Here is a 26,983-nt window from a genome sequence, read left to right on the forward strand (position 1 = left end):
CGGCCACCGAGACCATGACGTCCCAAGCACAGTACCAGGCGCCGCGCCCTTCGGCGTTGAAACGGTTGCCACCCGAGCGCGTATAGGTGAAGGCCGCATTGACATGGCTGTTTCCATAGACCCGCAGATCGGCCTTGCGCCGTTCCCAGGCCAGTTCGCGCGGATCCAGATGCAGGCTGCGGCCCCGTTCGGCGACAAGGCGTGCGCTGGTCATCCCCTCGATCTCTGCCAGGATCGCCGCTTCCTCGTCGCTGTCCACCAGCCCGCGCAGGACCGGAGGCCTGTGATAGGTGGCGGGCAGAAGCCGGATCAGGCCGCGGTCCGACAGGTCGGTCCGTTTCACGACCCGCCCCGCAGCGCGTCCAGATAGGTGCGGATGTTCAGGATCGCAGGCAACCCGCCCCCGATGGCCGTATCGACGGGGCGTTCGCCGCCGAACAGCGGCCCGGTATTGGCCCGCGTCATCCACGTCCGCGACAGCGGGTCCGAGAAATACAGCTCCAGCGACTTGTAGATGCCGATGATCGCCGACAGGCGCAGCATCTGGTCATGCGTCAGTTCCCCGGCATAGCCCGGCTTTTTCGCGCGTTTCCAGGTGCTGTCCGACATATCGGCCAACCCCGCCGCCTCGTGCTGGGTCAGCCCCCAGGCTTCGGCCGCACGGGCATAGGCCTTCAGCGCTATGGCTGTCCGGTCAGCCGGTTCTGCAATACGCGCGGTGATCTGCATGGCATGCACTCCTTGACCCAAGATATAGTCCATATGGACCATATGTAAAGGTCATATGATCGGGAAGACCGATGGATTCAGTCCGCCCCGGGACAGGCCCGGCGCATTGCGGGCGAAGTGCAAGCTACTGATGCCGCGGATTATTCACGCATCAGTCGGGACCGTCTGCGCCGCAACAAGGTGCGGACCGGTCAACCGTGGACGGCTCAGCATTCCCGCCGCGCACGGTCCGATCCGTGGTGCAGGCCATCCTGCCAGTTCGTCCGCCGCGGGGCCGGATCGCACAGGGCGATGTCTGCAACCATCCCACCGTGACCGCGCCCCAGGACTTCAGCCCGAAAAGCCGCAGGTGACTGGTCGAGGTGATCCGCCCTTGAACTCCGCGCGACGGGACCAGATGCCGGCCCGCGCAGCGGTGAAGACACACCGCCGCGGCCCCCATGGAACACACGCCCCGATATCGGGCTTCTGCCGGGCCGGCAGCCGGAAAAGGGCGTCAGCCGAAAAGGCGCCCCATCAACGCCCGGCAGCGGCGCAGTTCGGTCAGTTCGATGGATTCATTGGGCTGGTGTCCGTCGGCCATATCGCCCGGGCCGCAGACCACGGTCGGCAGTCCAAGACCGGCAAAGAACCCCGCCTCGGTCCCATAGGACACACGGACCGGTGCCGGGTTCGACAGGCGCGACGCCAGTCCGGCGATGGCGGGATGCATCGGATCGGCATTCAGGCCCGGATAGGACGTGACTTTCTCCACCGCGATGCCGGCAGGCAGGCCGTCCATCACCTCGGCCAGCAGGTCGTCGGGATCCTCTGCCGCAAGGTGGCGGATCTCGAAATCCACGACGGCTTCCTCGGGGACCATGTTCAGCGCGATGCCGCCCGACATCTTGCCGGCGTGGAGCGTCGAATAGGGCACCTGGTAACCGTCGTCCCGCGCGCCGCTGACCGCGACCCGGTCCTGGACACGACGCAGTGCGCCGATCAGGTCGGCTGCCAAGTGCAGCGCATTGGTGAACCTGGGCGCCATTGCCGAATGGCCGGGCGTGCCGCGGCATGTCGCGCGATAGGCCGCCTTGCCCTTGTGCCCGATGCAAAGCCGCATGCCAGTGGGTTCACCCACGATGACCAGCCCCGGCCAGCCCACCGTCGGGATCACCCGGTCGATCATGTGGGGAATGCCCTGACAGCCGATTTCCTCGTCCCAGGACAGCGCCACCATCATCGGTTTCGCGAGGGGGCGGCCCTTCAGGCGCCAGGCCTCGGCCAGGACGCAGGCCAGAAAGCCCTTCATGTCGGTTGTGCCGCGGCCGACAAGGCGCCGCCCGCAACCGGCCAAGGTGAAGGGATCGCGATCCCAGTCCTGCCCCGACACCGGCACCACGTCGCTGTGGGCCGACAGCAGCACACCGCCCGGTCCTTCGCCACGGCGTGCCAGCAGGCCGGCCTTGGTCCCGCAGTCGGACGGCACCAGGTTCACGGCGAAGCCGCAGTCGATCAGAAACACCCGAACCCAGTCGACAAGATCAAGGTTCGGACCGTCGGTGATCGTGGGAAACCCCACCAGCCGGGACAGGATTTCGACCTCGTTCATCACTCGTCGCCCGGCACACCATAGGACGGGGCATCGACCGGGTTCAGCGCCCGGGTGACATAGGCATCGGCCTGAGGTTTGTAGACCGTCCACGCCGTGGCGATGGCCCGGATCGGACAGTCTTCGGTCCAGTCGCAGCGCAGTTCGGCATAGGGCCAGGCCTGCGCGTCGACGATCAGAAGGCCCGCGGAATGGACCGGACCGGCCTCGCCGCCCGCTGCCAGTCCCGCCTGCATCGCGGCGATCAGCCGGTCGCCCAGGGCGCCGGTCGCGGCTTCGAAGCCGGCCACGATGGCCGCGGGCACGCCGTCATCGGCCAGAAGGTTCCCGCCCGAGGCGCAGTTGTCCCCGGTCGCGGATGTCCAGATCCCCAACGCTTTCGCGCCCGAATGGATGAAGCTCTGCCCCTGATCGTCCACCGCCAGAAGCTGGCGATGATCGGGATAGGCTTCCGTGCTTATGGCCCGGGTCACCGCGTCGGCCGCGGAAAGGCCACCCGCCATCAGGTCCAGCACGGCAGGCCCCAGGGCCGGATTGGTCACGTTCTGGCTGGCCACGGCGCCCACGCCCGCCCGGGCAAAGGCGCAGCGCGCCGCCACCGCGGGCGAGGAGGAGGAGATAGCGACCCCGAACTGGCCGGTCTCGGCACAGCGGGCAACGATGGAAAAGGTCATCAGGCCTGATCCGGGATCACGAAGGTCGCGTCGATTTCCACCAGCCAGTCGGGCCGTGCCAGCGCCGTCACCACGACCCCGGTCGAGACGGGGTGAATGCCGCGGATGTATTCGCCCATCGTGCGATAGACGGCCTCGCGGTGGCGCACGTCGGTCAGGTAGACCACGACCTTGCACAGGTGCTCCATCTCGCCCCCGGCCTCGCCGATCAGTTGCCGGATGTTCTGCATTACCTTGTGGGTCTGTTCTACGGGATCGTGGCTTTCGATATTGGCGGCGGTGTCCAGGTCCTGCGGACACTGGCCGCGCAGGAAGACGGTCGCCCCACGCGCCACCACGGCTTGGCACAGGTCGTTGTCCAGCTTCTGTTCGGGATAGGTATCGCGGGTGTTGAACTTGCGGATGCGGGTATGGGCCATCTGGATCTCCGGGGTCAGGCGGTCTTGCCGGGATAGGCGAGGTAGGCGCGGCGTTTCAGGATGTGGTCCGTGATGTAACGCGCATCGTGCCAGACGCCATAAATGAAGGAGGAAGCACGCCGGGTCTGCCAAGGCAAGCCAAGGAAATACACACCCGGTTCATCGGAAATGCCCCGCAGGTGCGACGGTTTCCCGTCTGCGTCCAGCGCGTTCACCTTCAGCCAGCCATAGTCCAGCGCAAAGCCCGTGGCCCAGATGATGGTCGTGATCCCGGCCTTGGCCAGGTCCAGGTCCAGAACCGGATGGGTCACGCAGCCCGGGTCGGGCAGGATCTGCCGCGCTTCCGGCTCTTCGGGCAGATCAAGGCCGTTGTCGGCGGCAAAGGCGTCGGCCTCGTCCAGCACGGCCAGGTAGTTGCGGTCGCCTTCGGCGATGTTCCTGGCCAGGTCCGGGGCAAAGGTCAGGTGCCCGTCGGCATAGCTTTCGGTCCGCCCGACCAGCGTGATGCCGGCATGGGCCAGCGCCCGGAAGTCGACCGTATGGCCGCCCTTGGCGCCGCTGACCGAGATGGTGACATGTTCGACCCCCGGCGTCGCTTCGGCATCCCACTTGTTCAGGACGCCCAGCCACCAGCAGTAATCCCGCCCGCGATAGCTGCGCGGCGGGCGGCCGTGGGGGCCGACCGACAGGTACACGTCACGGCCCGCTTCACGCAGTTCCGCGGCGATCTGCACGCCCGAAGAACCGGCGCCCACCACCAGCACCGCGCCGTCGGGCAAGGCGTCCGGATTGCGGTAGTCGATGGAATGCATCTGGGTCAGGCCGGCCGTGTCCGGCACCAGCTTCGGCATCAGCGGCGTGTGGAACGGGCCGGTGGCGGCGACGACATAGTCGGCCTCGATAGGGCCGGCACTGGTTTCGGCGCGAAAGCCCTGCTTCCCCTCCAGCCGGGTGACCGACGCCACCTCGACCCCGCAGCGCACCGGCGCGTCGATCTGGGCGGCATAGGCCTCCATGTAGGCGGCCACGTCCTCCTTGCCGACAAAGGCATCCGGGTCGCCCGCGAATTCCAGCCCCGGGAAACGGTCGTGCCAGGCGGGACCGTTGGCAACCAGAGAATCCCAGCGCTTTGTGCGCCAGCTTTCGGCAATCCGGCCGCGTTCCAGCACGATGTGGGAGACGCCTTCGGCGCCCAGATGCTCGCTCATTGCGATGCCGGCCTGGCCGCCGCCTACGACCAGAACCTCGGTTTTCTCGTCCGTCATGTCAGCCCCCCAATTTTACAGCGCGTTCTGCACTTCGGTGATCGCCTCGCGCAGGATCGCGGCGACACGGTCGATCATCGCGTCGTCCATGATGAGCGTCGGCGACAGGATCAGGATATTGCCAAGCGGCCGCGCGATCAGCCCCCGGTTCTGGGCCGCCTTAGCGACCTTCAGGCCGATCATGTCCGAAGGATCGAAGGGTTCCTTCGTGTCCTTGTTCCGCACGAACTCGATCCCCATCATGAAGTGACTGCCGCGCACCTCGCCCACCATCGGCAGATCCGCCAGCGCGCGCAGGTTGCCTTCGAACCGCTTGCCGGTGGTGCGGACGCGTTCGGGGATCTGTTCCTTCTCCATCAGCGCGATATTCGCCAGGCCTGCGGCGGCCGCGGCCGGGTGGCCGGAATAGGTCATGCCGTGGAAGAACATGCCGCCGGGGCCGGAAATGACCTCGTGGATCTCGTCCGACATGATCGTGGCCGACAGCGGCTGATACCCCGAGGTCAGGCCCTTCGCGGTGTTGATGATGTCGGGCTGGACGCCGAATACGTCCTTCGACGCAAAGAAATGCCCCAGCCGGCCGAAGGCGGTCACGACCTCGTCCGCCACGTACTTGATCTCGTAGTCCCTGCAGACCGCGGCCATCGCCTGGTGATAGCCTTCCGGCGGCACGATCACACCGCCGGCGCCCATGATCGGTTCGGCCACCATGCAGGCGATGGTTTCCGCGCCATAGCCTTCGATCGTGGCCTTCAGGTCGTCGACGAGGGAAGCCAGGAACTCGGCTTCCGTCATCTCTCCGCCCTCGCGCCAGTAATGCGGGGATTTGAGGTGATGGACCAGTTCGCCCGCCTTGTCCCAGCCTTCGGAATAGCTGGGCGTGGTCATGGCAATGGCCAGCTGGGTGGACCCGTGATAGGCGCCGATGCGGGACAGGATCCGCTTCTTTTTCGGCTGGCCAAGGCGGTTGTAATAGTGGTGCAGGATCCGGATCGCGGTTTCATTCGCGACCGAGCCGGAATTGCCGAAATGGACCTTGTTCAGGTGACCGGGTGCCAGTTCCGCCAGCTTCGTCGCCAGCGCCGCCGCGGCCGGGTGCGTGAAGTTGTAGAACGTGGAATAGAAATCCAGCGTTTCCAGCTGCTCGGTAATGGCGTCGATGATCTCGCGCCGGCGGTGGCCCACATTCACGCACCACAGGCCGGCGATGCCGTCGATCAGCTCGTTGCCTTCGCTGTCCTTCACCATCGCGCCGTCGGCGCTGACGATGACGGTGCGGCTGCCGTCCTGCTTCAGCAGGTTCAGGTCGGCCCAGGACTGGACCAGGTTGGTGTCGGCAGTCAGTACGCCATCGGTAGAGATATCGAGATCGAGCGACATGGGTCAAACCCTCCGGAAGTCGGCAAGTTGGGTGGACAGCAGCCAGTCAGGCACGGCCACGTCCAGATCGGTGACAAGAAGCGTGGGCCCCGGGCCGGCGCTGGCCAGCGCCTTCCCGTTGGGGCCGACAATCAGGGAACGTCCGTCGAACGTCAGGTCGCCTTCGGATCCGCAATAATTGGTATAGGCGATGGTTATGCCCATCTCGGCCGCGCGGGCGGGGACAACGACGTTCGAGACGTGCGGGAAATCGACGGAATTGGCCGTTGGGACCAGGATCAGCTTAACGCCCTGTTCCGCCAACCTGCGGACATGCGGCGCGAATTCGATGTCGTAACAGATCAGCAGCGCGGTACGGATGCCGCAATACTCGAAGATGGCAAAGCTGTCGCCGAAGTCGAAGCTGGCCTGCTCCATCGCGCCGAACAGCTGGATCTTGCGATAATGCGCCAGAACGCTGCCATCGGGGCCGAAGGCGGTGGCAGCGTTAAAGACCCTGTTGCCGTCCCGTTCCGCCCAGCTCAGCGTGATGCCGCATTGCGCCGCCTCGGCAATGGCAGCCACGCGGGTGCACCATTCACCGCCCAGGGGCTGGGACAGGGACGCGTGAAGCGCAGGCTGATTGTAGCCTGGCAAGAACAGTTCGGGAAAGACGATCATGTCCGCCCCGGCCAGCGCCGCGGCACGGGTCATGGTATCGAGGCGGGCAAATCCCGCCTCGATATCGCCCATCAGGGGCGTGGTCTGGCAAAGCGCGAGCTTCATTTTCACTTCTTCAGATTGGTCCAGATGGCATCGTAAAGGACCTGCACCTCTTCCGGGCAGGACTGGACAAAGACGCCCTTCACGTCCGCTGGCGGGTTCGCTTCGGGGGAATTGGCGACCTCGGGGTCCAGGAACTCGGCCACGCCATCGACGCCCGCGGTGTACTGGGCATAGTTGGTGACGGCGGCGGCATTTTCAGGCTCCAGCAAGAAGTTCATGAACTTCAGTGCGTTGTCGCGGTTCGGCGCGTCCTTCAGAAGGGCCACGTTGTCCATCCAGACGATCATGCCTTCCTTGGGAAAGACATATTGCACCGGCGCGCCTTCGGCGCGGGCCTTGGCGGAAAAGCCCGACCAGATCATCCCGGCCGCCGCGTCGCCCGACACCAGCACGTCCTTGGCCACGTCCGACCCGAAGGACGCCCAGTCGGGTTTCGCCCCCTGCACCAGCGCGTTCAACGCCTTCAGCTGTTCGCGGTCCGAGGTACATTGCGGGATGCCGGCATAGAGGGACGCCAGCGTCAGCGTCTCGCCCGCGGTGTCCAGCACGTTGATCTTGCCCTTCAGTTCGTCCGGCGCGTCAAAGATCAGCGACAGGCTGTCCATCGGCCCATCGTACATCTCGGTATTCACCGAGAAGGAGGTCGAGCCCCACTGGTAGGGGATGGTGCTGTGCCGGCCATTGTCGAATTCGACATCGACCCACTGGTCCTGGATATTGCCGAAATTCGGCAGCTCGTCCGGGGTGAAGGTGTCCAGCATGCCTTCGTCGGCCATGATCTTGACCATGTAGTCGCCCGGGACCGCCACGTCGTATTCGCCCAGCTTGCCCGCCTTCAGCGCCGCCAGCAGCGCCTCGTTCGAGTCGTAGGTGTCCATGGTCACGGTCACGTCGTATTCGGCCGCGAACTTGTCCAGAAGCTCCTGCGGGATGTATTCGAACCAGTGATAGATCTTCAGTTCGCCCTCGGCTGCGGCTGCGGTGGCCAGCGTCATTGCCAGTGCGGTCGTGGTCAGGAAGGTCTTCATGAAATGTGCTCCGCTGTTGTTGGTCATTTTTTGTTCTGCCCCGCCCGTCCGATCAGCCAGGACAGCGTGACAAGCACCACCGAGACGCCCAGAAGCAGGGTCGAGATGGCCATGATGTTGGGCTTGATGCCCTGTTTGACCGATCCGAAGATCGCCGTGGGCAGGGTTTCGATGCCTGCGCCCTTGACGAAATTCGTGATCAGGAAGTCGTCGAGAGAGATGATGAAGGCCAGAAGGAACCCGGACAGGATCCCCGGCACCATCAGCGGCAAGAGGACCAGCCGGAACGCCTCCCACGGGGTCGCGTAAAGGTCCATCGCCGCCTGTTCGAACATGTCCGGGACCGACTTCATCCGCGCCGCGATCGGCAGGTAGGCAAAGGGAATGCAGAACACGAGGTGCGCCACGAAGATCGTCAGCAGCCCGGTCTTGAACCCTATGGTGATGAAGAAGATCAGCGAGGCGACGGCGGTCACGATCTCGGGCACCATCAGGGGCAGGTTGATCAGCGCAAGGCTGGCCAGCTTGCCGCGGAACCGCCCGGCCCGGTTCATGGCGACGGCGGCGGCGGTGGCGATGATCGTGGCGCAGGTGGCTGCCCCGATGGCGATAGCGAAGGAGTTGATCGCGGCGGCCCGGAACTTCGGCGCCTCCGGCCCCGAGAACACGTCGACATACCATTTCAGCGAAAACCCGCCCCAGCGGGTGATCGAGGTCGAGGCGTTGAAGCTGTAGATCGCGACGATCACCAGGGGCGCATAAAGCACCAGCAGGCACAGCCATGTCGTGGCCCGGAATCCGGCAAAGCGGCGGATGTCGGTCTTGGCCATCACCGGTCCTCCCGAACTTGTACGCGGGCGTGGATCAGAAGGACGACCATGACCAGGGTCAGCAGGATCATCGCGGCGGCGGCCCCGAAGGGCCAGTTGCCGGCGGCGCCCTTGAACTGCTCCTCGATCAGCGATCCGATCATGAAGGTCTTGGCCCCGCCCAGCAGGTCGGGGGCCAGGAAGGCACCCAGCGACGGCACGAAGACCAGGATGCAGCCCGCCACGATCCCCGGCTTTACCGCCGGCAGGATCACCAGCCGCAGCGTCGTCCAGTTGTTGCAGTAGAGGTCGGCCGCGGCTTCGGACAGCGAGAAGTCATAGCGTTCGACGGCGGCATAGATCGGCAGCACCATGAACGGCAGGTAGGAATAGAACAGCCCCACCTGCACGGCGAAATTGGTGTTGATCAACGACAGCGGGTCGGAAATCAGGCCGGTCCACATCAGAAATTCGTTCAGTGGCCCGGTGTCGCGCAGCAGGAACTTCATCGACACGGTGCGGATCAGAAGGTTCACCCAGTAGGGAATGGTGATTAGGAACAGCCAGACCGACCGCGTGCTGGCGGGCCGCGTGGCCACGTACCAGGCGGTTGGAAAGCCGATCAGCAGGCAGAACACAGTCGCCAGGCCGGCCTGCCAGATCGAGCGCCAGAAAATCCCGATATAGGTCCATTCGATGGTCGCGGGCTCGTCCCCGAACAGGCCGCGGTTCAGGAAGAACTGGTCATAGGCGGCCAGCGTGAAGTCCCAGATCACGCCGCCGCGGAATTCCTTGGTCAGGAAGGAATAGACCGCCATCAGGATCACCGGCAAAAGCAGAAAGATCCCGATGAAGACCCAGACCGGCAGCATCAGCCGCGGCCCGTTGCCGCGATAGATGTCGGATCCGGAACCGCTCCCGCCCGGGGCCACGCCCGCCATCAGTCCGCCAGCAGGCGCGCGGCGCCTGCCTCTACATCCAGTGCCAGCCTCGTGCCCGGTGCCGGGATCGTTGCCGCGGCGCCGTTCTGGATCCGCACGACCAGGGGCGCGCCGTCGTCCAGCCGCGCGTGAAGCTGGATATCGGTTCCAAGATAGACATGATCCTCGACCAGGACGGTCAGATCGCCGCCGCCCGGCGCCGTGGACATCCGTTCGGGGCGGACGGACAGGTGGCCGGTCCCGACCTTCGCGCCGCTGGCCGCCGGCACCTCGACCACGTGGCCACCCGGCAGGACGACCGTGGCGCGGTCGCCGTCGACCTGTCGCACAGCGACCTCCAGCAGGTTGGTTTCGCCGATGAAGTCGGCGACGAAGCGGTTCACGGGCGCCTCGTAGATCTCGCGCGGGGTGCCGATCTGCTGGACGTGACCGGCCGACATGACGGCGATCCGATCCGACATTGTCAGGGCCTCTTCCTGGTCATGGGTCACAAAGACGAAGGCGATCCCGGTTTCGCGCTGGATCTGCTTCAACTCGACCCGCACCGCCTGACGCAGCTTCAGGTCCAGCGCCGACAGCGGTTCGTCCAGCAGCAGAACCTGCGGTTCCGGCGCAAGCGCGCGCGCCAGCGCGACCCGTTGCTGCTGACCGCCCGACAGTTGCCCGGGCTTGCGTTTCGCGAAATCCGACAACTGCACAAGCTTCAGCATCTGCTTTGCCCGGCCTTCCGCATCCCGTGCCGTCCAGCCGCGCCGGGACAGTCCGAAAGACACGTTTTCAAGGACGGTCATGTGCGGGAACAGCGCGTATTGCTGGAACACCGTGTTCACCGGCCGCTTGTGCGCGGGCAAGGGCGTGATGTCCTGGCCCATCAGGCGAACCCGGCCGTCCGACACGTCCTCGAACCCTGCGATGCAGCGCAACAGAGTCGTCTTTCCGCAGCCCGACGGGCCCAGCAGAGTGAAGAACTCGCCCTCGCGGATATCCAGCGACACACCGTGCAGCGCAGTCACGCTGCCATAGCGCTTCACCACCTTGTCGACATCCACGGCAATGTTCTTCTGGCTCATTGGGCCCTCATGCGGCATACCCCCGGTTATGGGGTTCATTCGCTAGAATGCAGGAAAAGGGGGGTATATACCCCCAGAGGGGTACATGCGGGCCTTACCGAATACCACCGAAGCGCACCTTGCCGCGGCCATCTCTGCCCTCGGGACAGAGGATTTCGCACCCGCGTTCTATGCCTGGCTGGACCGCAGCTACGAAATCGACAACGCCACGATGCTGGCCTATTTCCAGACCGGAAGGCCGGAAATCCTGTACGCTCACACCCATGTCGCTTCGGTCCACGACAAGTTGGAAAGCAGTTATATTTCAGGAGCCTACCTGCTAGACCCGTTCCACGAGCTGCATGTCGCCCGGGTGCCTGCGGGGCTGTACCGCCTGCGGGACTTCGCCCCGGACCAGTTCCAGCGGAACGAATACTATGCGGCCTATTACCGACGCACCACGCTGGTCGACGAGGTGGCCTATGTCGCCTACCCGTCCGAAGGGGTATCCGTGCATGTCTGCCTGGGCCGCGACGCCAGTTCGAACCGCCAATTTACCCCCCGGGACATGGATATTGCCCAAAGATTAAGCGAGATTGCCTGCTCTCTGATCGCGAAGCAATGGGCGGGGCTGTCCTCCAGCGGCGACTACGACGATGCGGAACTGGTCGGCCGCCTGCGCATCCGTTTCAGCGAACGCCGCGGAATCGCCCTGAGTCGCCGGCAGGCCGAGGTCGCGTTGCTGATCCTGCGAGGGCACAGTTCGGTTTCCATCGGGCTGCGGCTGGAGATCAGCCCGCAAACCGTCAAGGTCTTCCGCAAGCAGCTGTACCGCAAATGCGGGATCAGCTCGCAGGCGGAACTCTTCTCGCTGGTGATGCCGTTGCTGGCGGACTGACCTTCAGTCCTGGTCGGCGCCGAACCGGTCCTGCAGGCGCCGCATATGTTTCAGCCGCTGCCAAACGCCCGCGCCCAGGTGGCCGGCCCCGTCTTCCCGCAACAGGCCCGCCAAGGAGGCAAACGGTGACCGATTATCCCAGAAAAGCCACGAACCCGGGCGCAACGGCAGTACGATATCCATGAAGCCCCGCGCCCCGATAGCCTTGCGTCCGCAGGATCCGCCCCACGGTCATCTGGCTGACGCCCACCTTCCCGGCAATCGCGGCCGCGGTTTCGAAGGCCGGCACGCCGGAGTTTATCAGCATGACGTTGGCGATGGATTTCTCGGCCCGGGTCAGCCGCGCGAAGTCCCGGGTCAGGCTGTCGCGCAAGCCTGTGGGCTTCTCGTCCTCGTCCATACTCATTCCGTTCTGCGCCAGTCGCCGCCCGGATCGCGGCCGCCAGGGTCCGTCGGTATCCGCCTGCCCTGTGGCTGGAATGTTGGAAAGTCCATCCAGGACCGGCTGTGCGTTACGCTTGATAGCTTTCGGTTGACGGAACGCTCGGCCACAGTGGCAACGTGGGACTGGCAATCCGGAAAAAATGCTGTGCAGGATCGGGCATTGATCCCATTTCGCAAGAGACCGCCCCATGACCGACCCCGCCATCCGCTCTGCCCTGACCCGCGCCGTCGACGACGGGTTCGAGGCGCAGATTGCCCTGACCCAGGATCTTGTCCGTTTCCCCTCGCTAAGGGGAAAGGAAGCGACGGCGCAGGATTTCATGGCCCGCCAGATGCAGGCGCGTGGGATGGACGTGGACCGGTTCAAGATCGACCTGGACCGGATCAGGCACCTGCCGGGCTTCTCGCCCGCCCACATCTCCTATGACAACGCGTGGAACGTGGTCGGGACCGCGCGGGCCGAAAACCCGACGGGCAAGTCGCTGATCCTGAACGGCCATATCGATGTCGTCCCGGAAGGCCCGGCCGAGATGTGGACGACCCCGCCTTTCGAGCCCCGCCGCGAGGGCGACTGGCTGTATGGCCGAGGCGCCGGCGACATGAAGGCCGGACTTGTTGCCTGCCTGTCGGCGCTGGATGCCATCGACCGGGCGGGCTTTGCGCCCGCGGCCGATATCTGTGTCCAAAGCGTGGTCGAGGAGGAATGTACCGGAAACGGCGCGCTGGCCTGTCTGGAACGCGGCTATCGCGCAGATGCGGTGCTGATCCCGGAACCCCTGCATCACTGCCTGATCCGCGCCCAGATCGGCGTGATCTGGTTCAAGGTGCGTGTCCAGGGCATCCCGGTCCACGTGGCTGTCGCGGGCGACGGCGCCAATGCGATCATGGCCTCGTTCGAGGTGATCAAGGCGCTGAAAGGGCTGGAGGCCGACTGGAACGCCCGCAAGGTGGACGATCCCGATTACAAGGACGTGCCGCACCCGATCAACCTGAACGTCGGCAAGATCGAAGGGGGCGACTGGGCGTCTTCGGTTCCGGCCTGGTGCGAATTCGACGTGCGGGTATCGATCTATCCCGGCCAGTCGATCCAGGACGCCAAGGCCGAGATCGAGGCGACCATCGCCCGCGCCTCGCGCGATGTCCCGTTCCTGGCCAACAACCCGCCGTCGGTCACCTATAACGGGTTCGAGGCGGAAGGGTATCGGCTGACGAATGCCGAGGCTCCGGTGGCCGCCCTGTCCGGTGCGCATGAAGAGGTCTTTGGCGCGTCGCTGGACACCGTCGCGTCGACCGCAACCACAGATGCGCGTTTCTTCGGCCTTTACGGCAACATGCCGGCACTGGTCTACGGCCCCCGGGCGGAAATGGCCCACGGCTTCGACGAACGGGTCGACCTGGTGTCGTTGCGCAAGGTCACACAGGCCATGGTCCTCTTCATCGCCGACTGGTGCGGGCTGCGCCAGAAATAGACGGCGCCCTTTTTCCGCCGATTTTCATCCGCACCGGCGGGCCCGCCCCCTGTGGACGGGCCCGTTTTCGTCCCCGGCCCGGACTACGGATTTTCCTAAGTTGCCAAAAGTTGCGATTATGGAAACTTTTTTCTTGCTCCACAGATGTGCGCCGCCTAGCATCGATCCATCCCGGACGGCCTTGCCCTCCGGCCGAAGATCGGAGATGTCGTGCTTTCTGTTTCGGGAATTCGCAAAGCCTTTGGCGGCGTTCAGGCGCTGGACAACGCCGTCCTGCGTTGTGATCCGGGCGAGATCGTCGGCCTGATCGGGCCGAACGGCGCAGGCAAGTCGACACTGGTCAATGTGGTGACTGGCGTTCTGCGCCCCGATGCGGGCACCGTCGTGCTGGGCGGGCGGGACCTGACCGGAACCGGCCCTGGTGCGATCTGCTCTGCCGGGATCGCGCGGACCTATCAGAACCTCCGGGTCTTCCACAGCCTGACCGTGATGCAGAATGTCGAGGTCGCGCATTCCCGCTGCCGTCAGCTGACACCCGACCGCGCCGCCCGTGTCTCTGCTTCCGCGCTGCTGAAGACCTTCGGGCTGGAGCGTCACGCGAACGCCCTGGCCGGAGAGCTGTCCTATGGCAGCCAGCGCCGGCTGGAGATGGCCCGCGCCATGGCCACCGTACCGCAGATCCTGCTTCTGGACGAACCTGCCGCGGGCCTGAACGACGAGGAAACCGACCAGTTGGGTGAGGTCATCCGGCTGGTGGCGACCCAGATGGGCGCGGGCATCGTCGTGATCGACCACGACCTGAAATTCATCAACGACATCTGCCGCCACCTGTTCGTCATGGATCAGGGCCGGCCGATCGCCGAAGGCACACCCGAACGCGTCTGGAAGGACCCGCGGGTGATCGAAGTCTACGTCGGGCCGGGCACAGAAACCGGGACCGGCGATCAACGGGACACAGTCCAGGGAGTATGACATCATGAACGCCAAGACCCTTTTCCGCCTGGCCCTGACGACGGCCATCGTCGCGCCTTCGGTCGCCATGGCCGAAGATGTCGTGAAGATCGGCATGGCCGCTTCGCTGACCGGACCCTATGCGCCTTATGCCGAAGTCGAGGGCGCCAAGTGCATGGCGGACAAGCTGAACAAGGCGGGCGAGGGCCCGACCATGGAGCTGCTGATCGAGGATACCCGGTCCGACGCGCAATTGTCGGTGACCATCGCCCAGAAGCTGCTGGACCAGAACGTGCAGGTGATCACCGGCGTGCCCTTCCCGGATTCGCTGATCCCGATCGCGCAACTGGCCGCACCCTATGACGTGACCGTCTTCTCGGCGCCGAACACGCAGGTCGAAATGCAGGTCGCGGGCTTCGACAATTTCCTGGCAGGCGCGGTGCCGGACCCGGTGAATGCCGCCGCCACCGCCGAAGCGGTCTATGCCGCCGGCGCGCGTCGGGCGCTGCTCATGACCTCGGCCGATGCGGGCAGCTGGTCGGAAATGCTGCCCCAGTGGTTCGGCGAAACCTTCGAGCATCTGGGCGGCGAGGTGATCGGCACGCTGAACTATTCCTTCGGCATCACCGACTGGTCGCCGCAGATCGCCCAGATCAAGGCCATGGATCCCGCGCCGGACGTCATCCACATCTCGGCCATGCTGCCCGATGTCGGCATCCTGATCCGCCAGTTGCAGGCCAATGGCTATGAAGGTTGGGTCGCGGGCGCCGACGGCTTCGACGACCCGTCGCTGGAAGGTTCCGTCACCGATCCGGCGGCGCTGGACAAGGTGATCTTCGCCACCCATGGCCTGACCGGCATGGGGTCGGACATCGACGTCTTCCTGGACGAATGCCGGGCCGCGGGCTTCCCCGTCCAGTCGATCTTCGACGCGCTTGGCGCCGACATGGTCAGCGTCCTGCATGCCGCCGCGATGAAGGCCGGGTCGACCGACGCCGCCGCGATCCGCCAGGCCCTGCGGGCCGAGGGCGGCAATCCGGGGGTGACGTCCGACAGTATCTCCTATTTCGAGGAAGGCGGCTTCCCGGTGAAGACGGTGCCTGTCATCGGCTTCGAAGGGGGCAAGCGCACCGTCATCGCGGATTCGGTGCCCGCCTACGTCCCGGCCTGGCGCTGAGAGGCCGGCCGGACGATGCTGCAACTTGAAGGGCTGACGGTCTCCTACGGTGCGGTTCAGGCCGTGCGGGGGCTGGACCTGTCGGTCGCCAAGGGCGAGTTCGTGGCCCTTCTGGGCCCGAACGGTGCCGGCAAAAGCTCGACCATCGGGGCGATCACCGGGCTGGTCCCGTCGAAGGGCCGGGTGATCCTGGACGGCAAGGACATCACCCGCCTGCCGACCGAGGCGCGCATCGTCCGCGGCCTGACGGCCTGTCCCGAGGGGCGACATGTCTTCGCGAACCTGACCGTTGCGGAAAACCTCCGCCTTGGCGCCGCGACGCGGTCGGACAAGGCCGGGGTCGCAGCGGATATCGACCGGTACTGCACCCTGTTCCCCGTGCTGGGTGAACGGATCGCGCAGGCCGCGGGCACGCTGTCGGGCGGCGAACAGCAGATGCTGGCCATTTCCCGGGCGCTGATGTCCAGACCGCGGATGCTGCTTCTCGACGAACCCTCGCTGGGGCTGGCACCGATGATCGTTGCGCGGATCTTCGATTTCATCGGATCGCTGAAGGCGGACGGTCTGACGGTTCTGGTGGTCGAACAGAACGCGGCGCAGGCGCTGCGGTTCGCCGACCGGGCTTATGTGCTGGGCACCGGTCAGCTGCGCTATTCCGGGACGGCCGCGGAACTGGCGGGATCCGACCTCATGTCGATGTATCTGGGGGCCTGAGCCATGGAGTATTTCGTCCAGCAATTCGTGAACGCCCTGGCCTTCGGGTCCGAATATGCCCTTGTGGCGCTGGGGCTGGCGGTCGTCTTTTCGATCATGGGGCTGGTCAATTTCGCCCATGGCGAGGTCATCGCCAGCGCCTGCTACTGTGTCTTCCTGGCGGTCGCCGTTGGCCTGTCGCAACCCTGGCTGGCGATCCTGCTGGCATTGGCCGCGGCCGGCGCGGCGTCCGTCCTTCTGGAACGCGTGGCCTTCCGGCCCGTGCGCAATGCGCCCACGACGACCGGGTTGCTGACCGCCTTCGGGGTCAGCATCATCCTGCAGAACCTGTTCCAGCTTCTGATCTCTCCGCGGCCGCAGGCGGTGCCGGTGCTGAACGGGCTGAATGCCACCTGGCATGTGGGCGGCTTCACCGTGTCGTCCCTGCAGGTGATGGAGTTCCTGGCCGCCGCCTTGTCCATCGGCGCGCTGGTCCTGTTCCTGAACCGCTCCACCCTTGGCATCGCCATGCGCGCCGCGGCACGGGACTTTTCCACCGTCCGCCTGATGGGTATCCGTGCCAACCGCGTCATCGCGATGGCTTTCGCCATTTCCGGCGTGCTGGCGGGCGTCGCGGCGGTCTTCATCCTGGCCCGCCGGGGCAGCGTCTCGCCCGACATGGGCTTCGGCCTTGTGATGAAGGCCTTCGTCGCCTGCGTGATCGGCGGCTTCGGATCCCTGTCCGGCGCCGCCGTGGGCGGCATGCTTCTGGGCTTTATCGAGGTCGGCCTGCTGGTCGCCCTGCCGCAGGAACATGGCGGCCTGAAAGAGGCGCTGACATATGTCATCGTCATCGCGATCCTGGTCTACCGGCCCGAAGGGCTGCTTGGGTCGCGGCAGGAACTGGGCGACAAGGAAATCTGACATGACCACCGACGCCCTGCCCGCAACCCCATCGGCGGCATCGCGCTGGATCCTCCGCGGGCTGACCGGGGGGATCATCACCGCCCTGCCGGTCGTGGCCATCGGCCTCTACTTCATCGGCTTCGCGCCCAACTACTATCAGCACCTGGCCGCTGCTGCGCTGGTCAACCTGATCATCGTCGTGGGCCTGCAGGTCTTCATGGGCAATTCCGGCGTACCGCAGCTGGGCCATTCCGCCTTCGTGGGCCTTGGCGCCTATGGTCTGGCGATCCTGGCCACGCCCGTCGCGCTGAAGAAGCTGTCGATCCCGCATGCGCCCTTCGGTCTGTCGCAGATCACGCTGTCGCCGGTCATCGCCATCCCGATCTCGTTCGTGGTGGTCGCAGTCCTGGCGCTGGTCTCCGGCCGCATCATCTCGCGTCTGTCGGGCGTGGCGGCGACCATCGTCAGCCTGGCCTTCCTGGTCATCGTCCATTCGGTGTTCCTGCACTGGCCGGAACTGTTCAAGGGCAACCAGGCCTTCTTCGGCATCCCCAAGATCTTCGGTCTGCCCGCGATCATCGCTGGCGCCGTCGCGGCCATCGTCATCGCGCGCCTGTTCCGGGAAAGCGCCACCGGCCTGCAACTGCGTGCCACTGCCGACAACCTGCAGGCGGCCGAGGCGCTGGCGCTGGATTCCCGGGCCCTGCGCCGCCGGGCCTGGCTGCTGTCGGCACTGATCTGCGGGGCTGCGGGGATGCTCTATGCCGGTTTCGCCGGCACGATCAGCCCCAAGGTCTTCTATTTCCAGCAGGTCTTCCTGACACTGGCGATGCTGATCCTGGGCGGCATGGGCACGGTCACCGGCGCGATGCTGGGCACGATCCTGCTGTCCTTCGGGCTCGAGGCAATCCGGTCCGTGGAAACCGGCGTCTCGGTCCTGGGGATCCAGATGCCCGCGATGCTGGGCCTGTCGGGCGTGGCGCTTGGCGTGGTCATCGTCCTTTGCATGGCCCTGCGCCCGCAGGGGATCAGCGGGCGATACGAACTGGACGAGGCCATCGGGGCCCTGTTGCGACGCAACAGCAGAATGGACAAAGCAGAATGAACTTCGAAGAACAGGCCGCAGCTTACGGCCCCGAATATGATGCCGCCCAGGAACGGATGAAGGCCGCAGGGGTCGAATTCCTGCAGACCCATGTCGTCGACATCACCGGGCTTTTGCGGTCCAAGATCACGCCGTTCAAGCTGTCGACCTCGGGCGATGCGCTGAATGGCATCCTCTACTGCGTGTCGCGGGGCGATGGGCAGCCGGATGGCGATACGATCTTCGGGTCCTACATGGCGAACGAGGAAAACGGCTTTCCCAACATCAAGGCGCTGGTCGACCCCGCGTCGCTTCGCCAACACGGATGGCGGCCCGACATGGCCTCGGTCATCTCGACCGGCTACATGCTGGACGGCAGCCCCTGCGCCGTCGACCCGCGCCACGTCCTGGCCAATGCGGACGCGGCCCTGCGGGCACAGGGGTACGAGGCCCAGGTGGCGCTGGAATACGAATTCGGGATCTTCCATGCCGACCACGCTCTGATGCAGCAGGGCCGGTATCGCGAGCTGAAACCCTGGGGCCATTCGCTGGTCAATTACGACCTGGTCCGCGGCGGCGACTATCAGGACCTGGTGACAGAGTTCATGCGGCGCATGGATTCGCTGGGTATCGGCGTCGCGTCCATGGTCACCGAATACGGCTATGGCATGTACGAATTCGCGCTGAAGCCGAAGCCCGCGGTCGAAGCCGCGGACGATGCCGTCCGTGCCAAGCTGCACCTGAAGGAGCTTTGCGCCGAACGTGGTCTGGTTGCGACCTTCATGACCCGTTTCCAGCCCCCCGGCCGGGAAAGCGCCTGTGGCGGACATCACCATGTCAGCCTTTGGCAGGACGGCCAGCCGGCCATGGCCGCGGGCACAGGGGCCCTGTCGCCGGTGGGTCAGCAGTTCCTGGCCGGGATGCTGGAATACCTGCCCGACACCCACGCGATGTTCCGGCCGACGGTCAATTCCTTCCGCCGCTTCGACCGCGGCGCGTGGTCGCCCGAGGACGTGAGCTGGGGCTATGAAAACCGCGCCGCCGCCATTCGTGCGATCACCACGCCCAATGCGGGCGCCTGCCGTTTCGAACACCGCGTGGCCGGGGCGGACGTGAACCCCTATCTGACGGTTGCTGCGATCCTGGCCGCCGGCACCAGGGGGCTGGAACGGGGCCTGACACCGCCCACCGCCCAGCCCGGCATGGCACCCGACGGCGCGGCGAAACCGCTTCAGGATTCCCTGCGCGCCGCGGCCGAGGATTTCGGCGCCTCTGCCTTCTGCAAGGAGGTCTTTGGCGAGGTCTTCGTGACCCACTACACCGAAAGCCTGCTGAACGAGGTCAGAGCCTTCGAGGCCTGGCAGGCCGCGCGGATCACCGATTTCGAATGGCAGCGCTACTTCGTGTAACACCCGACGTCCGAACGCCCGTCAGCGCGCCTGACGGGCGATATCCACGAAACGGCGCATCAGGACCGGCCCTTCGGGCGTGTCCTGTGTCGTCGCCATCATGGCCGTGGGATCATAGCCTTCGGCTGCATGCTGATGGCGCAGCAGGTCCAGCATGTCGACCATCATCGGCCGGGTGATTTCCGGGTGGAACTGGATGGACCAGGCTACGGGGCCATAGCGCAGCGCCTGGTGCGGATCCTGCGCGCTGTGGGCCAGCTCCTGGGCCCCCGGCGGGCTGGTCAGCACGGTCTGGTAATGGTGGACCTGCATCATCACCCGATGGGGCAAGGGCCCCAGCAGCGGATCGCCCGCCGCATCGATGGTGATCGGCAGCGTTCCGGATTCGAGGCCCTTCGGGTTCTCGCCGACCGCGCCGCCCAGAGCCTGCGCCATCAGCTGATGTCCGAAACAGACGCCCAGCACGGGGATGCCGGCCTTCACCGCCTCGACCAACCAGGCGCCGGAGCGTTTCATCCACGGCAGCCCTTCAGTCACCATGGCGCCCGATCCCGTGACGATCACCCCCGCAATCGGATCGGTCATCGCCGGCAGAGCTTCGTCCCGTTCGACGTCGATCACCCGCATTTCCTCGGGGTCAAGGCCGGTGGCCGCGAAAAAGCTGCGTTCGGTATCGCCGTGGCGGTCCATGTAGGGCCGGCCCAGTTCCTCCAGGCTGCCGGTCTTCAGCAACAGGAACGGCGCCATCTCAGGCGGCCCCGTCCGGCAGGTCGAAGCCTGGCAGGTGCAGCATCGAGTTCGACATGAAAAGCAGCGTCGGTTCCTCCGAGATGCTGGCATAGGCGTGATCTGTATCGCTGTCGAACAGCACGCTGTCCCCCTGTTCCAGGATCAGGGGTTCGTAATGGCGGGTGTGCAGTTCCAGCCGGCCGGACAGGACCTGGACGAACTCTTCGCCCGCATGGGCGCGCCAGCCGCCGTTTTCCTCCGGCGTCCTGCCGGTGACGGTGACGTTCCAGAAGATGTTGCGCTTGTCGCGGAAATCGCTGCACAGGACCTCGAACCGCATGCCGTCGGTGGCGTGGATCGTGCCGGTCCCGGCCCGGGTGACGGATCGCCTGCCCTGCGGCATCGCACGGGGCGACGCCAGGAAAGAGGTCACGGGCACATGCATCACGCCCGCGATCTTCAGGGCAACGTCGACCGATATCCGCTGCTTGCCGTTTTCCAGTTTGGAAAGTTGGGAGACGGTCAGGCCCGACTGTTCGCCCAGTTCGCGCAGGGTCAGGCCCATTTTCTTGCGGGTCTGACGGATCATCTCTCCAAGTTCGCGCGTCATCCCACCTTCCGTAACTGTCTGTGGACACCGGATTTTACCGATATGAGAGTGGCCGGTCCAGTCCTTGCAACCGCGGCACCTACGCCGCTTCCAGGTATTCCAAAGCCGCCTTCAGCGCATCCGACAGGACACCGGCAATGGCCGTCACAGTTTCCGGATCGGAAAACAGGGCATTGTTCACCTCGATACAGGCGCATGGCAGGCCATTTCCCATGGCATGCGTCTCCAGGCAATAGCCATTGGCTAGGCGCCAGTCATAGGGTTCGTTTTCCCCCACCCTCAGGCCCAGTGGCCGGGCCAGTTCCTCGACCGTCCCGATAACGCGCCGCATGAAGGGACTGTCGACCTTCCACAATAGACCGATGTCGACAGGCCGGACATGCCCGGCCATCACCGGCGTGAAGGTATGGATCGAGACGGCAGCCGCCCGCCCGGGAAGCAGCGCCGCGATCGCCGCGCCCATCGGATCGGCCGCCACCTTCTGGCGCAGGTCGCGGTCGCTTTCGGTCAGATCCATGTTCCCCGGCACCGGGATTCCGCCCAGATCCGGGCGAATCCGGTCCCAGTCTTCGGGATAGCGGTTGTAATCCAGGAACATCCGCGAATAGCGCGACAGCACGGCCGGCGCCTGCAGCCGGTCGGCCATGGCCCGCGTCAGGTCCCGGCTGCCCGGATCGAAGGCATAGTGCGTGGTGAAGTACACCGGATCCAGCCCCAGCGTCCCCCAGGGCGCCGGAACCCCGTTCCCCGCATGCTCACACAGCAGCAGCAGCGCAGAGGCGCTGTCCCTGTGCAGCACCTCCACCGCTCCGGCGGCCAGACGGTCGATTTCGGCCTTGGACAGCTTCATCTTCAGCCCAGCTTGCTGCGGACGTGATAGCTTTTCGGCGCCGTCGTCTCGATCAGGCCCACGCGGCCGTTGGTGCGGCCAAGACCGGAATTCTTGATCCCGCCCCAGGGCAGGTACAGATCCGCATGGTCGCAACGGTTCAGGTAGACGGTGCCGGCCTCGACCTCGTCCAGCAGCGCCACGCCACGGTCGATGTCGCGGGTCCAGATGCTGGCGGACAGGCCGAATTCGCTGTCGTTCATCAGCCGGATCGCTTCCTCGTCCCCCGACACGGCCTGCACGCAGGCAACGGGACCGAAGAGTTCGTCGACCATGATCTGCATGTCGTGCGAGACGTCGGTCAGCACCTGCGCCGGAACATAGGCCCCGCCGGCGCTGTCATCGCCCGCATAGACAAGTTTCGCCCCCGCGGCCACGGCCTGATCGACCTGTCCCCGGATCCTGTCCGCGGCTTCCTGCCGGACCACGGGGCCCAGCATGGCCTTGTCGTTGAAGGGATGGCCGATGGTCCACTTCCGGGCTTCGGCCACCAGCGCCTCGATCAGGTCGTCCTTCACGGCGGCATCGACATAGATCCGCTCGACCGAGCAGCAGCTTTGCCCGGCATTCGAGAACGTGCCTTCGGCCAGATCCGCGGCCAGACCGGCGATATCGGCATCGGCACGAATGTAGGTCGGATCCTTGCCCCCCAGCTCCAGATGGACCTGGGTCATGGTCCCGCCGGCGGCACGGTGCACCCGCTTGCCGCCCCCGACGGATCCAATGAAGTTCACCGCGTTGAAGGTGCCCGCGCCGATCAGCCGCTCGGCGTCCGGGTGCGACAGGTGCAAGGTCTGAAAGACACCTGCAGGGCCGCCGACGGCGGTCCAGGCCTCTGCCGCGATTTCGGCGATCACCGGGGTCTGGGGCGAATGTTTCAGGATCACGACATTGCCCGACACCAGCGGCTGACTGACCAGATAGCCCAGCATCGCCGTGGGGTAGTTCCAGGCGCAGATCGACAGGTGCACCCCGCCCGGAACGGCGCGGGTGTAGCGGCGGATGCCCGGTTCTTCCGGGAAGGCTTCGTCCTGAAGGGTCGCGGCGGCCCCTTCGGCCAGCAGTTCGCCCACCATGGCCAGGCGGCCGGTTTCGTCCGCCTGCCAGTGCGGACGTCCGATCTGCCAGGCGACTGCTTCTGCCAGATCGGCGCCGCGCTTCTGCATCTCCGCCCCGAAGGCCACGACCAGCGCGGCACGATCGGCCAGCGGCATCCGGCGCCATGCGGGTGCTGCGGCACGGGCGGCGGCGATCTTGGTCTCGATCTCGGCCATGGTGGCATAGGAACGGGTCAGGTACTCCCGACCGTCGACAGGAGAAATCACGCTGAACTGGGTCTGCGACATGGGCGGCGCCTTCGTCTGGGAGAGTTTCCGATATGGATATCGAATAGGAACAATTTTCCAGATTAGCAACTTTTTTCCAAACTGGCTTGTAACGTGTCGCAGTTCGGCTAGTGTTCCTGCACCCGGTCGGCGGGTGTTTCAGCACAAGGCAGGACAAGGGGCTGTCATGATCACATATGATTTCTCGGGGCGTCACGCGGTGGTCACCGGCGCCGGTGGCGGCATGGGAGAGGCGCTTGCAGCCGCCCTGCTGAACGCAGGGGCAACGGTCACGGGGATCGACATCAAGCCCGCGCCAGAAAGCCTGGCGAACCATCCGGGCCTGACCTATGCGCAAGGCGACCTGACGGATGCCGCGTTCATCGCCAAAACGATCGGGGATGCGGGCAAGGCCCATGGCGGCATCGACCACCTGGCCAATGTCGCCGGCGTGCTGTGGTTCGGTCGCGATGCCTCGGTTCTCGAAATGGACATGGATGTCTGGGACCAGGTGTTCGACATCAACCTGAAGGCGGTGGCCCTGACGGCGCGGGCGGCAGTACCCTTCATGAAAGGACGAGACGGGGCGTCGATGGTGCATTTTTCCACCATCCAGTGGCTGCGCGGCGACCCGGCGCCGCAGGACGCTTATCAGGCTTCCAAGGCCGGGGTCTGCGCCCTGTCCAAGTCGCTGGCGATGCAGCTGGCGGCCGATGGGGTACGGTCGAACGCGATCTGCCCCGGCATGGCGCTGACACCCCTGCAGGCGCGGTGGGAGGACAAGCCCGAGATCCTGAAGGCCGTGGGCGATTATGCCCCGCTGGGGCGGATCGGTACGGCCGAGGACATGGCCAATGCGGCGCTGTTCCTTCTGTCGGACGCGGCCTCCTACATCACGGGGATCGACCTTGCCGTCGACGGCGGCCTGCTGATGAAGATGTAAGGTCGGCACCGCGCTGCCAGGCCGGCCCTGGGCGCCGCCCGTGGCGTCGTCCGTTTTCCCGTTTCTCCGAAACCGGCGCCTGAGGATGTCAGCATACCGTCCCCGGATCACATCCGGGGACAATTTCGGCGGCCGCCCTGCCCTTCGGGTGGACCTTCGATGCAGGATGGCCGAAGACAGGTCGTCCCTGCCCGGCCCGCGGCTGGCCAGGGATGCACTTGCAACTGGCAGGTCGCTGGCCAGGTTCGACGCCAGGGCGTCTCCCCAGCGCTTCGGGTCCGGCCATCGAAGGAGAACACAATGGATTTTGTCGAAACCGTCGACGATCTGCGCAAGATCTATCGCCCCGCCTCCGAAGGCGCGCGGCGCAAGCAGTTGACCGCGCTGGAGCCGCATTCCCGCCGCTTCCTGTCGCTGTCGCCCTTCGCGGTGGTGGGAACCCAAGGGCCCGACGGCCTGGGCGACGTGACACCCCGGGGCGACGGGCCGGGCTTTGCCCAGGTGCTGGACGACCGCACCATCGCCCTGCCCGACCGGCCCGGAAACAACCGTCTGGATACGCTGGAAAACATCCTGCAGAACCCGGCCGTCGGCCTGATCTTCATGATCCCCGGCATGAACGAGACGCTGCGCATCAACGGCCGCGCCCGGATCACCGTCGACCCCGATCTGTGCGCGCAGCTGGGCATGAATGGCCGTCCCGCCCTGTCGGTCATGGTGGTCGAGATTGCCGAGGTCTACATGCACTGCTCCAAGGCCTATATCCGGTCCGGCCTGTGGAAGCCGGACACATGGCCAGACCGCAAGGAAATGCCGACGCTGGGGGAAATCCTGCGCGACCAGACCGCGATCGATGCAGATGTCCAGAAGCTCGACGCCGGGCTGGAGGAGAACTATCGCACCCAGCTGTGGTAGGTCTTGGCGCGACGGTCCGGGGCGCTTTCTGCGCCCCGGAGCAGGTCAGACGTGGCTGCGGCCGCCGGCGTCCAGGAACCAGTCGTCGGGGTACGGGTACCACCAGTCCGCCATCTTCGCGACCGGGTCGATGACCACCATCCGCGGCGACCGGAACGCATCCAGCCCGATCCGTCCCAGCGCCCGTCCCAGCCCCGACGCCTTGATCCCGCCGAAGGGCAGCGCGTCGTTGTCGACCAGCGGATTGTTCACCCAGACCATCCCGGCCTGAAGCGTTTCCACCGCCTGATGCGCCTCGGCCAGATCGCGGGTGAAAACGCTGGCTCCCAGCCCGAAGCGGCTGTCATTCGCCAGCTCCAGCGCCTCGGCAAAGGATCGCGTTCGAACCACCGACACGACGGGACCGAAGATCTCGTTCTCGAACAGGCCCATGTCCTGCGTGACGTCGGTCACGACGGTGGGTTCCACGAACCAGCCGGTCTGGTTGTCCAGCGGCACGCCGCCGCCAAGGGCAATCGTGGCCCCCTTCAGCCTGGCCGTATCGATCCAGTCCAGCACGCGCTGCTGTGCCGCCTGGCTGACCAGCGGCCCAATCTCCGCCACGCCCAGCCCCTTCCCGATCCGGAGCTTTCGCGCACGTTCCACCAGCGCCGCCACGAACGCGTCGTGGACCGCATCTTCGACATAGATCCGTTCCGTCGACGTGCAGACCTGCCCCGATTGCAGGTAGGCCGCCGTCACGGCGCCCGACGCGGCCACCGCGATGTCGGCCTTGGCCGACACGACCATCGGATCGCTGCCGCCGCCTTCGATCACGCAGGGCTTCATCAGGCCGCCGCATTCGCGCGCGATCTGGCGGCCGACCTCGGCGGACCCGGTGAAGGCCACGACATGGGTCTTGGGGCTTTCTATCAGCTGCCGCCCCACATCCGCCCCGCCGCCGACGCAGGCGATCAGGTCCTTGGGCAGGGCATCGAAGAACGTCATGAACATCAGCGTGCAGATCGTGCCCGCCGGTGCCGCCTTCAGCACCACACCGTTCCCCGCCGCCAGCGAGGCCGCGATGGTCCAGCAGCCCAGGATCAGGGGAAAGTTGTAGGGCACGATGTGCACCGACACCCCGTGGGGCTGGTAGGTCTGGAACTGGAACGACCCCGGCTGCATGTTTCCGGCGATCTTGCCCGCATCGTCGCGGGCCATTTCGGCAAAATAGCGGAAGACCGCCGGGATATTCGCGATCTCTCCGATGGCCTCCGGATAGGGCTTTCCGATCTCGCGCGTCATCATGATCCCGATCTCGGTCATGTCGGCGCGTTCCATCGCATCGGCGACACGATGAAGATAGCCCGCTCGGGTCTTGGCATCGAGCTTCGCCCACAGCCGTTGCGCTGCGTTCACCCGATCCAGCACCTGTTCCAACTGGGCCGGCGCAGGCTCGCCGTACTGGCCCACATGCACCAGCGTCGCGGGATCGGTCGCATCGTGGACCGGACCTTCTGTCGGAACGTAATCCGGCGCCAGATAGAAGCAGGGATCTCTCATCGGATCATGTAGACCTTCTTGATGGTCTCGTGGACCGTACAGACGCCCTTCCAGTCCTGCGGGAAGAAGGCGGCGGTGTCGGGCGTGATCTCGATCACGTCGCCGCTTTCATGGACGTAAGTGCAGGACCCTTCGAGGAAGTGACAGAATTCGTCCTTGGTCACGTGGCATTCCCACTTCCCAGGTGTACAAATCCACAATCCGCATTCGCTTTCGCCGTTCGGTCCCTTGTAAAGGACCTGGCCCGATGTCCGGCTTTCGCCTTCGATCATCGTCGGGATGACGCCCCAGTCGACCACGTCGGTCACTGAAAGCGGTTGGCGCATGATGGGGGCTTTCATTTCGGTCT

At 65.4% G+C, this 26,983-nt stretch carries 29 protein-coding genes; 10 read left to right on the forward strand and 19 right to left on the reverse strand.

The genetic code is table 11. From position 1 onward, the window contains the following. The 12 genes from FQK05_RS21075 to FQK05_RS21130 form a co-directional block, all read right to left on the reverse strand. The coding region (locus tag FQK05_RS21075) for an RES family NAD+ phosphorylase (protein ID WP_158970631.1) at positions 1–343 on the reverse strand (343 nt) is incomplete at its 3' end. Next, on the reverse strand, positions 340–729 hold the full coding sequence (locus FQK05_RS21080; protein ID WP_158970633.1) for an MbcA/ParS/Xre antitoxin family protein: 390 nt from the start codon (positions 727–729) through the stop codon (positions 340–342). The genes FQK05_RS21075 and FQK05_RS21080, both read right to left, overlap by 4 nt. 496 nt (positions 730–1,225) lie before the next feature. Beyond that, entirely contained in the window at positions 1,226–2,320 is a 1,095-nt protein-coding gene (gene argE, locus FQK05_RS21085) for an acetylornithine deacetylase (protein ID WP_158970635.1), read from the reverse strand. After that, positions 2,320–2,994: a DUF1028 domain-containing protein gene (locus FQK05_RS21090; protein ID WP_158970637.1), complete on the reverse strand. Its 675-nt coding sequence runs from the start codon at positions 2,992–2,994 to the stop codon at positions 2,320–2,322. Before FQK05_RS21090 ends, argE begins: the two co-directional genes overlap by 1 nt. After that, the gene (locus FQK05_RS21095) at positions 2,994–3,413 is read right to left on the reverse strand and encodes a RidA family protein (RefSeq protein WP_158970639.1); all 420 of its coding nucleotides are present in this window, start codon (positions 3,411–3,413) and stop codon (positions 2,994–2,996) included. The genes FQK05_RS21090 and FQK05_RS21095 overlap by 1 nt, the downstream gene beginning before the upstream one ends. Before the next feature lie 14 nt (positions 3,414–3,427). Further along, positions 3,428–4,678, reverse strand: coding sequence for a flavin-containing monooxygenase (locus FQK05_RS21100; RefSeq protein WP_158970641.1), 1,251 nt, complete (start codon positions 4,676–4,678; stop codon positions 3,428–3,430). A gap of 15 nt (positions 4,679–4,693) precedes the next feature. Next, the gene (locus tag FQK05_RS21105; RefSeq protein ID WP_158970643.1) at positions 4,694–6,058 is read right to left on the reverse strand and encodes an aminotransferase class III-fold pyridoxal phosphate-dependent enzyme; all 1,365 of its coding nucleotides are present in this window, start codon (positions 6,056–6,058) and stop codon (positions 4,694–4,696) included. A 3-nt stretch (positions 6,059–6,061) separates the two neighbouring features. Further along, the gene (locus FQK05_RS21110; RefSeq protein ID WP_158970645.1) at positions 6,062–6,823 is read right to left on the reverse strand and encodes a carbon-nitrogen hydrolase family protein; all 762 of its coding nucleotides are present in this window, start codon (positions 6,821–6,823) and stop codon (positions 6,062–6,064) included. 2 nt (positions 6,824–6,825) lie between these two features. Next, positions 6,826–7,851 (reverse strand): extracellular solute-binding protein, encoded by a 1,026-nt coding sequence (locus tag FQK05_RS21115; protein WP_158970647.1) that lies wholly within the window; start codon positions 7,849–7,851, stop codon positions 6,826–6,828. Positions 7,852–7,874: 23 nt separating this feature from the next. Next, positions 7,875–8,681 carry an ABC transporter permease gene (locus FQK05_RS21120; RefSeq protein ID WP_158970649.1) on the reverse strand — a complete coding sequence of 269 codons (807 nt, stop codon included), beginning with the start codon at positions 8,679–8,681 and terminating at the stop codon, positions 7,875–7,877. Next, a complete protein-coding gene (locus tag FQK05_RS21125) occupies positions 8,681–9,601 on the reverse strand; it encodes an ABC transporter permease (RefSeq protein ID WP_158970651.1) in 921 nt (306 codons plus the stop codon). The genes FQK05_RS21120 and FQK05_RS21125 overlap by 1 nt, the downstream gene beginning before the upstream one ends. Continuing rightward, positions 9,601–10,671 (reverse strand): ABC transporter ATP-binding protein, encoded by a 1,071-nt coding sequence (locus FQK05_RS21130; RefSeq protein WP_158970653.1) that lies wholly within the window; start codon positions 10,669–10,671, stop codon positions 9,601–9,603. The genes FQK05_RS21125 and FQK05_RS21130 overlap by 1 nt, the downstream gene beginning before the upstream one ends. 85 nt (positions 10,672–10,756) lie before the next feature. Here FQK05_RS21130 and FQK05_RS21135 point away from each other — a divergent pair, with 85 nt between their 5' ends. Beyond that, positions 10,757–11,548 carry a helix-turn-helix transcriptional regulator gene (locus tag FQK05_RS21135; protein ID WP_158970655.1) on the forward strand — a complete coding sequence of 264 codons (792 nt, stop codon included), beginning with the start codon at positions 10,757–10,759 and terminating at the stop codon, positions 11,546–11,548. 133 nt (positions 11,549–11,681) lie between these two features. Here FQK05_RS21135 and FQK05_RS21140 read toward each other — a convergent pair whose 3' ends face one another. Continuing rightward, positions 11,682–11,954, reverse strand: coding sequence for a MurR/RpiR family transcriptional regulator (locus tag FQK05_RS21140; RefSeq protein WP_233270620.1), 273 nt, complete (start codon positions 11,952–11,954; stop codon positions 11,682–11,684). A 226-nt stretch (positions 11,955–12,180) separates the two neighbouring features. On the opposite strand from FQK05_RS21140, the gene FQK05_RS21145 reads away from it, so the two are divergent. From FQK05_RS21145 to FQK05_RS21175, 7 genes are all read left to right on the forward strand, one after another. Beyond that, positions 12,181–13,461 carry an ArgE/DapE family deacylase gene (locus FQK05_RS21145; protein WP_158970659.1) on the forward strand — a complete coding sequence of 427 codons (1,281 nt, stop codon included), beginning with the start codon at positions 12,181–12,183 and terminating at the stop codon, positions 13,459–13,461. A gap of 210 nt (positions 13,462–13,671) precedes the next feature. Next, positions 13,672–14,433 carry an ABC transporter ATP-binding protein gene (locus FQK05_RS21150; protein WP_158970661.1) on the forward strand — a complete coding sequence of 254 codons (762 nt, stop codon included), beginning with the start codon at positions 13,672–13,674 and terminating at the stop codon, positions 14,431–14,433. Between the two features lie 4 nt (positions 14,434–14,437). Beyond that, a complete protein-coding gene (locus tag FQK05_RS21155) occupies positions 14,438–15,589 on the forward strand; it encodes an ABC transporter substrate-binding protein (protein WP_158970663.1) in 1,152 nt (383 codons plus the stop codon). A gap of 15 nt (positions 15,590–15,604) precedes the next feature. Beyond that, positions 15,605–16,303 carry an ABC transporter ATP-binding protein gene (locus FQK05_RS21160; protein WP_158970665.1) on the forward strand — a complete coding sequence of 233 codons (699 nt, stop codon included), beginning with the start codon at positions 15,605–15,607 and terminating at the stop codon, positions 16,301–16,303. A gap of 3 nt (positions 16,304–16,306) precedes the next feature. Continuing rightward, a complete protein-coding gene (locus FQK05_RS21165; protein WP_158970667.1) occupies positions 16,307–17,206 on the forward strand; it encodes a branched-chain amino acid ABC transporter permease in 900 nt (299 codons plus the stop codon). A gap of 1 nt (position 17,207) precedes the next feature. After that, positions 17,208–18,293 carry a branched-chain amino acid ABC transporter permease gene (locus tag FQK05_RS21170; RefSeq protein WP_158970668.1) on the forward strand — a complete coding sequence of 362 codons (1,086 nt, stop codon included), beginning with the start codon at positions 17,208–17,210 and terminating at the stop codon, positions 18,291–18,293. Further along, positions 18,290–19,681 (forward strand): glutamine synthetase family protein, encoded by a 1,392-nt coding sequence (locus tag FQK05_RS21175; RefSeq protein ID WP_158970670.1) that lies wholly within the window; start codon positions 18,290–18,292, stop codon positions 19,679–19,681. The genes FQK05_RS21170 and FQK05_RS21175 overlap by 4 nt, the downstream gene beginning before the upstream one ends. A 21-nt stretch (positions 19,682–19,702) precedes the next feature. Here FQK05_RS21175 and FQK05_RS21180 read toward each other — a convergent pair whose 3' ends face one another. From FQK05_RS21180 to FQK05_RS21195, 4 genes are all read right to left on the reverse strand, one after another. Continuing rightward, positions 19,703–20,428 carry a glutamine amidotransferase gene (locus FQK05_RS21180; RefSeq protein ID WP_158970672.1) on the reverse strand — a complete coding sequence of 242 codons (726 nt, stop codon included), beginning with the start codon at positions 20,426–20,428 and terminating at the stop codon, positions 19,703–19,705. Position 20,429: 1 nt separating this feature from the next. Further along, positions 20,430–21,020, reverse strand: a complete 591-nt coding sequence (locus FQK05_RS21185) for a helix-turn-helix domain-containing protein (protein WP_158970674.1) — start codon at positions 21,018–21,020, stop codon at positions 20,430–20,432. 79 nt (positions 21,021–21,099) lie between these two features. Beyond that, a complete protein-coding gene (locus tag FQK05_RS21190) occupies positions 21,100–21,870 on the reverse strand; it encodes an N-formylglutamate amidohydrolase (RefSeq protein WP_158970676.1) in 771 nt (256 codons plus the stop codon). A 2-nt stretch (positions 21,871–21,872) separates the two neighbouring features. Continuing rightward, the gene (locus tag FQK05_RS21195; RefSeq protein WP_158970678.1) at positions 21,873–23,255 is read right to left on the reverse strand and encodes an aldehyde dehydrogenase family protein; all 1,383 of its coding nucleotides are present in this window, start codon (positions 23,253–23,255) and stop codon (positions 21,873–21,875) included. Between the two features lie 166 nt (positions 23,256–23,421). Between FQK05_RS21195 and FQK05_RS21200 the strand changes: the two genes are divergently transcribed. Both FQK05_RS21200 and FQK05_RS21205 read left to right on the forward strand, forming a co-directional pair. Further along, the gene (locus tag FQK05_RS21200) at positions 23,422–24,177 is read left to right on the forward strand and encodes an SDR family NAD(P)-dependent oxidoreductase (RefSeq protein WP_158970680.1); all 756 of its coding nucleotides are present in this window, start codon (positions 23,422–23,424) and stop codon (positions 24,175–24,177) included. A 300-nt stretch (positions 24,178–24,477) separates the two neighbouring features. After that, the gene (locus FQK05_RS21205; RefSeq protein WP_158970682.1) at positions 24,478–25,092 is read left to right on the forward strand and encodes a pyridoxamine 5'-phosphate oxidase family protein; all 615 of its coding nucleotides are present in this window, start codon (positions 24,478–24,480) and stop codon (positions 25,090–25,092) included. A gap of 45 nt (positions 25,093–25,137) precedes the next feature. On the opposite strand, the gene FQK05_RS21210 is transcribed toward FQK05_RS21205, so the two are convergent. Both FQK05_RS21210 and FQK05_RS21215 read right to left on the reverse strand, forming a co-directional pair. Continuing rightward, entirely contained in the window at positions 25,138–26,634 is a 1,497-nt protein-coding gene (locus FQK05_RS21210) for an aldehyde dehydrogenase family protein (RefSeq protein WP_158970684.1), read from the reverse strand. After that, complete coding sequence (locus FQK05_RS21215; RefSeq protein ID WP_158970686.1) at positions 26,631–26,975, reverse strand: cupin domain-containing protein; 345 nt, start codon at positions 26,973–26,975, stop codon at positions 26,631–26,633. Before FQK05_RS21215 ends, FQK05_RS21210 begins: the two co-directional genes overlap by 4 nt. Between the last annotated feature and the right edge of the window lie 8 nt (positions 26,976–26,983).

The sequence above is a fragment of the Chachezhania sediminis genome, from assembly GCF_009765275.1.
In the GTDB taxonomy this organism is placed as follows: Bacteria; Pseudomonadota; Alphaproteobacteria; order Rhodobacterales; family Rhodobacteraceae; genus Chachezhania; species Chachezhania sediminis.

Bases quoted from the DNA above. Each gene is read 5' to 3' on its own strand.
- FQK05_RS21105 (WP_158970643.1), bottom strand. From the start codon at position 6,058: ATGTCGCTCGATCTCGATATCTCTACCGATGGCGTACTGACTGCCGAC.
- FQK05_RS21200 (WP_158970680.1), top strand. From the start codon at position 23,422: ATGATCACATATGATTTCTCGGGGCGTCACGCGGTGGTCACCGGCGCC.
- FQK05_RS21185 (WP_158970674.1), bottom strand. From the start codon at position 21,020: ATGACGCGCGAACTTGGAGAGATGATCCGTCAGACCCGCAAGAAAATG.
- FQK05_RS21160 (WP_158970665.1), top strand. From the start codon at position 15,605: ATGCTGCAACTTGAAGGGCTGACGGTCTCCTACGGTGCGGTTCAGGCC.
- FQK05_RS21165 (WP_158970667.1), top strand. From the start codon at position 16,307: ATGGAGTATTTCGTCCAGCAATTCGTGAACGCCCTGGCCTTCGGGTCC.
- FQK05_RS21135 (WP_158970655.1), top strand. From the start codon at position 10,757: ATGCGGGCCTTACCGAATACCACCGAAGCGCACCTTGCCGCGGCCATC.
- FQK05_RS21170 (WP_158970668.1), top strand. From the start codon at position 17,208: ATGACCACCGACGCCCTGCCCGCAACCCCATCGGCGGCATCGCGCTGG.
- FQK05_RS21215 (WP_158970686.1), bottom strand. From the start codon at position 26,975: ATGAAAGCCCCCATCATGCGCCAACCGCTTTCAGTGACCGACGTGGTC.
- FQK05_RS21095 (WP_158970639.1), bottom strand. From the start codon at position 3,413: ATGGCCCATACCCGCATCCGCAAGTTCAACACCCGCGATACCTATCCC.
- FQK05_RS21090 (WP_158970637.1), bottom strand. From the start codon at position 2,994: ATGACCTTTTCCATCGTTGCCCGCTGTGCCGAGACCGGCCAGTTCGGG.
- argE (WP_158970635.1), bottom strand. From the start codon at position 2,320: ATGAACGAGGTCGAAATCCTGTCCCGGCTGGTGGGGTTTCCCACGATC.
- FQK05_RS21175 (WP_158970670.1), top strand. From the start codon at position 18,290: ATGAACTTCGAAGAACAGGCCGCAGCTTACGGCCCCGAATATGATGCC.
- FQK05_RS21145 (WP_158970659.1), top strand. From the start codon at position 12,181: ATGACCGACCCCGCCATCCGCTCTGCCCTGACCCGCGCCGTCGACGAC.
- FQK05_RS21210 (WP_158970684.1), bottom strand. From the start codon at position 26,634: ATGAGAGATCCCTGCTTCTATCTGGCGCCGGATTACGTTCCGACAGAA.
- FQK05_RS21205 (WP_158970682.1), top strand. From the start codon at position 24,478: ATGGATTTTGTCGAAACCGTCGACGATCTGCGCAAGATCTATCGCCCC.
- FQK05_RS21155 (WP_158970663.1), top strand. From the start codon at position 14,438: ATGAACGCCAAGACCCTTTTCCGCCTGGCCCTGACGACGGCCATCGTC.
- FQK05_RS21100 (WP_158970641.1), bottom strand. From the start codon at position 4,678: ATGACGGACGAGAAAACCGAGGTTCTGGTCGTAGGCGGCGGCCAGGCC.
- FQK05_RS21080 (WP_158970633.1), bottom strand. From the start codon at position 729: ATGCAGATCACCGCGCGTATTGCAGAACCGGCTGACCGGACAGCCATA.
- FQK05_RS21180 (WP_158970672.1), bottom strand. From the start codon at position 20,428: ATGGCGCCGTTCCTGTTGCTGAAGACCGGCAGCCTGGAGGAACTGGGC.
- FQK05_RS21195 (WP_158970678.1), bottom strand. From the start codon at position 23,255: ATGTCGCAGACCCAGTTCAGCGTGATTTCTCCTGTCGACGGTCGGGAG.
- FQK05_RS21130 (WP_158970653.1), bottom strand. From the start codon at position 10,671: ATGAGCCAGAAGAACATTGCCGTGGATGTCGACAAGGTGGTGAAGCGC.
- FQK05_RS21140 (WP_233270620.1), bottom strand. From the start codon at position 11,954: ATGAGTATGGACGAGGACGAGAAGCCCACAGGCTTGCGCGACAGCCTG.
- FQK05_RS21125 (WP_158970651.1), bottom strand. From the start codon at position 9,601: ATGGCGGGCGTGGCCCCGGGCGGGAGCGGTTCCGGATCCGACATCTAT.
- FQK05_RS21110 (WP_158970645.1), bottom strand. From the start codon at position 6,823: ATGAAGCTCGCGCTTTGCCAGACCACGCCCCTGATGGGCGATATCGAG.
- FQK05_RS21120 (WP_158970649.1), bottom strand. From the start codon at position 8,681: ATGGCCAAGACCGACATCCGCCGCTTTGCCGGATTCCGGGCCACGACA.
- FQK05_RS21115 (WP_158970647.1), bottom strand. From the start codon at position 7,851: ATGAAGACCTTCCTGACCACGACCGCACTGGCAATGACGCTGGCCACC.
- FQK05_RS21190 (WP_158970676.1), bottom strand. From the start codon at position 21,870: ATGAAGCTGTCCAAGGCCGAAATCGACCGTCTGGCCGCCGGAGCGGTG.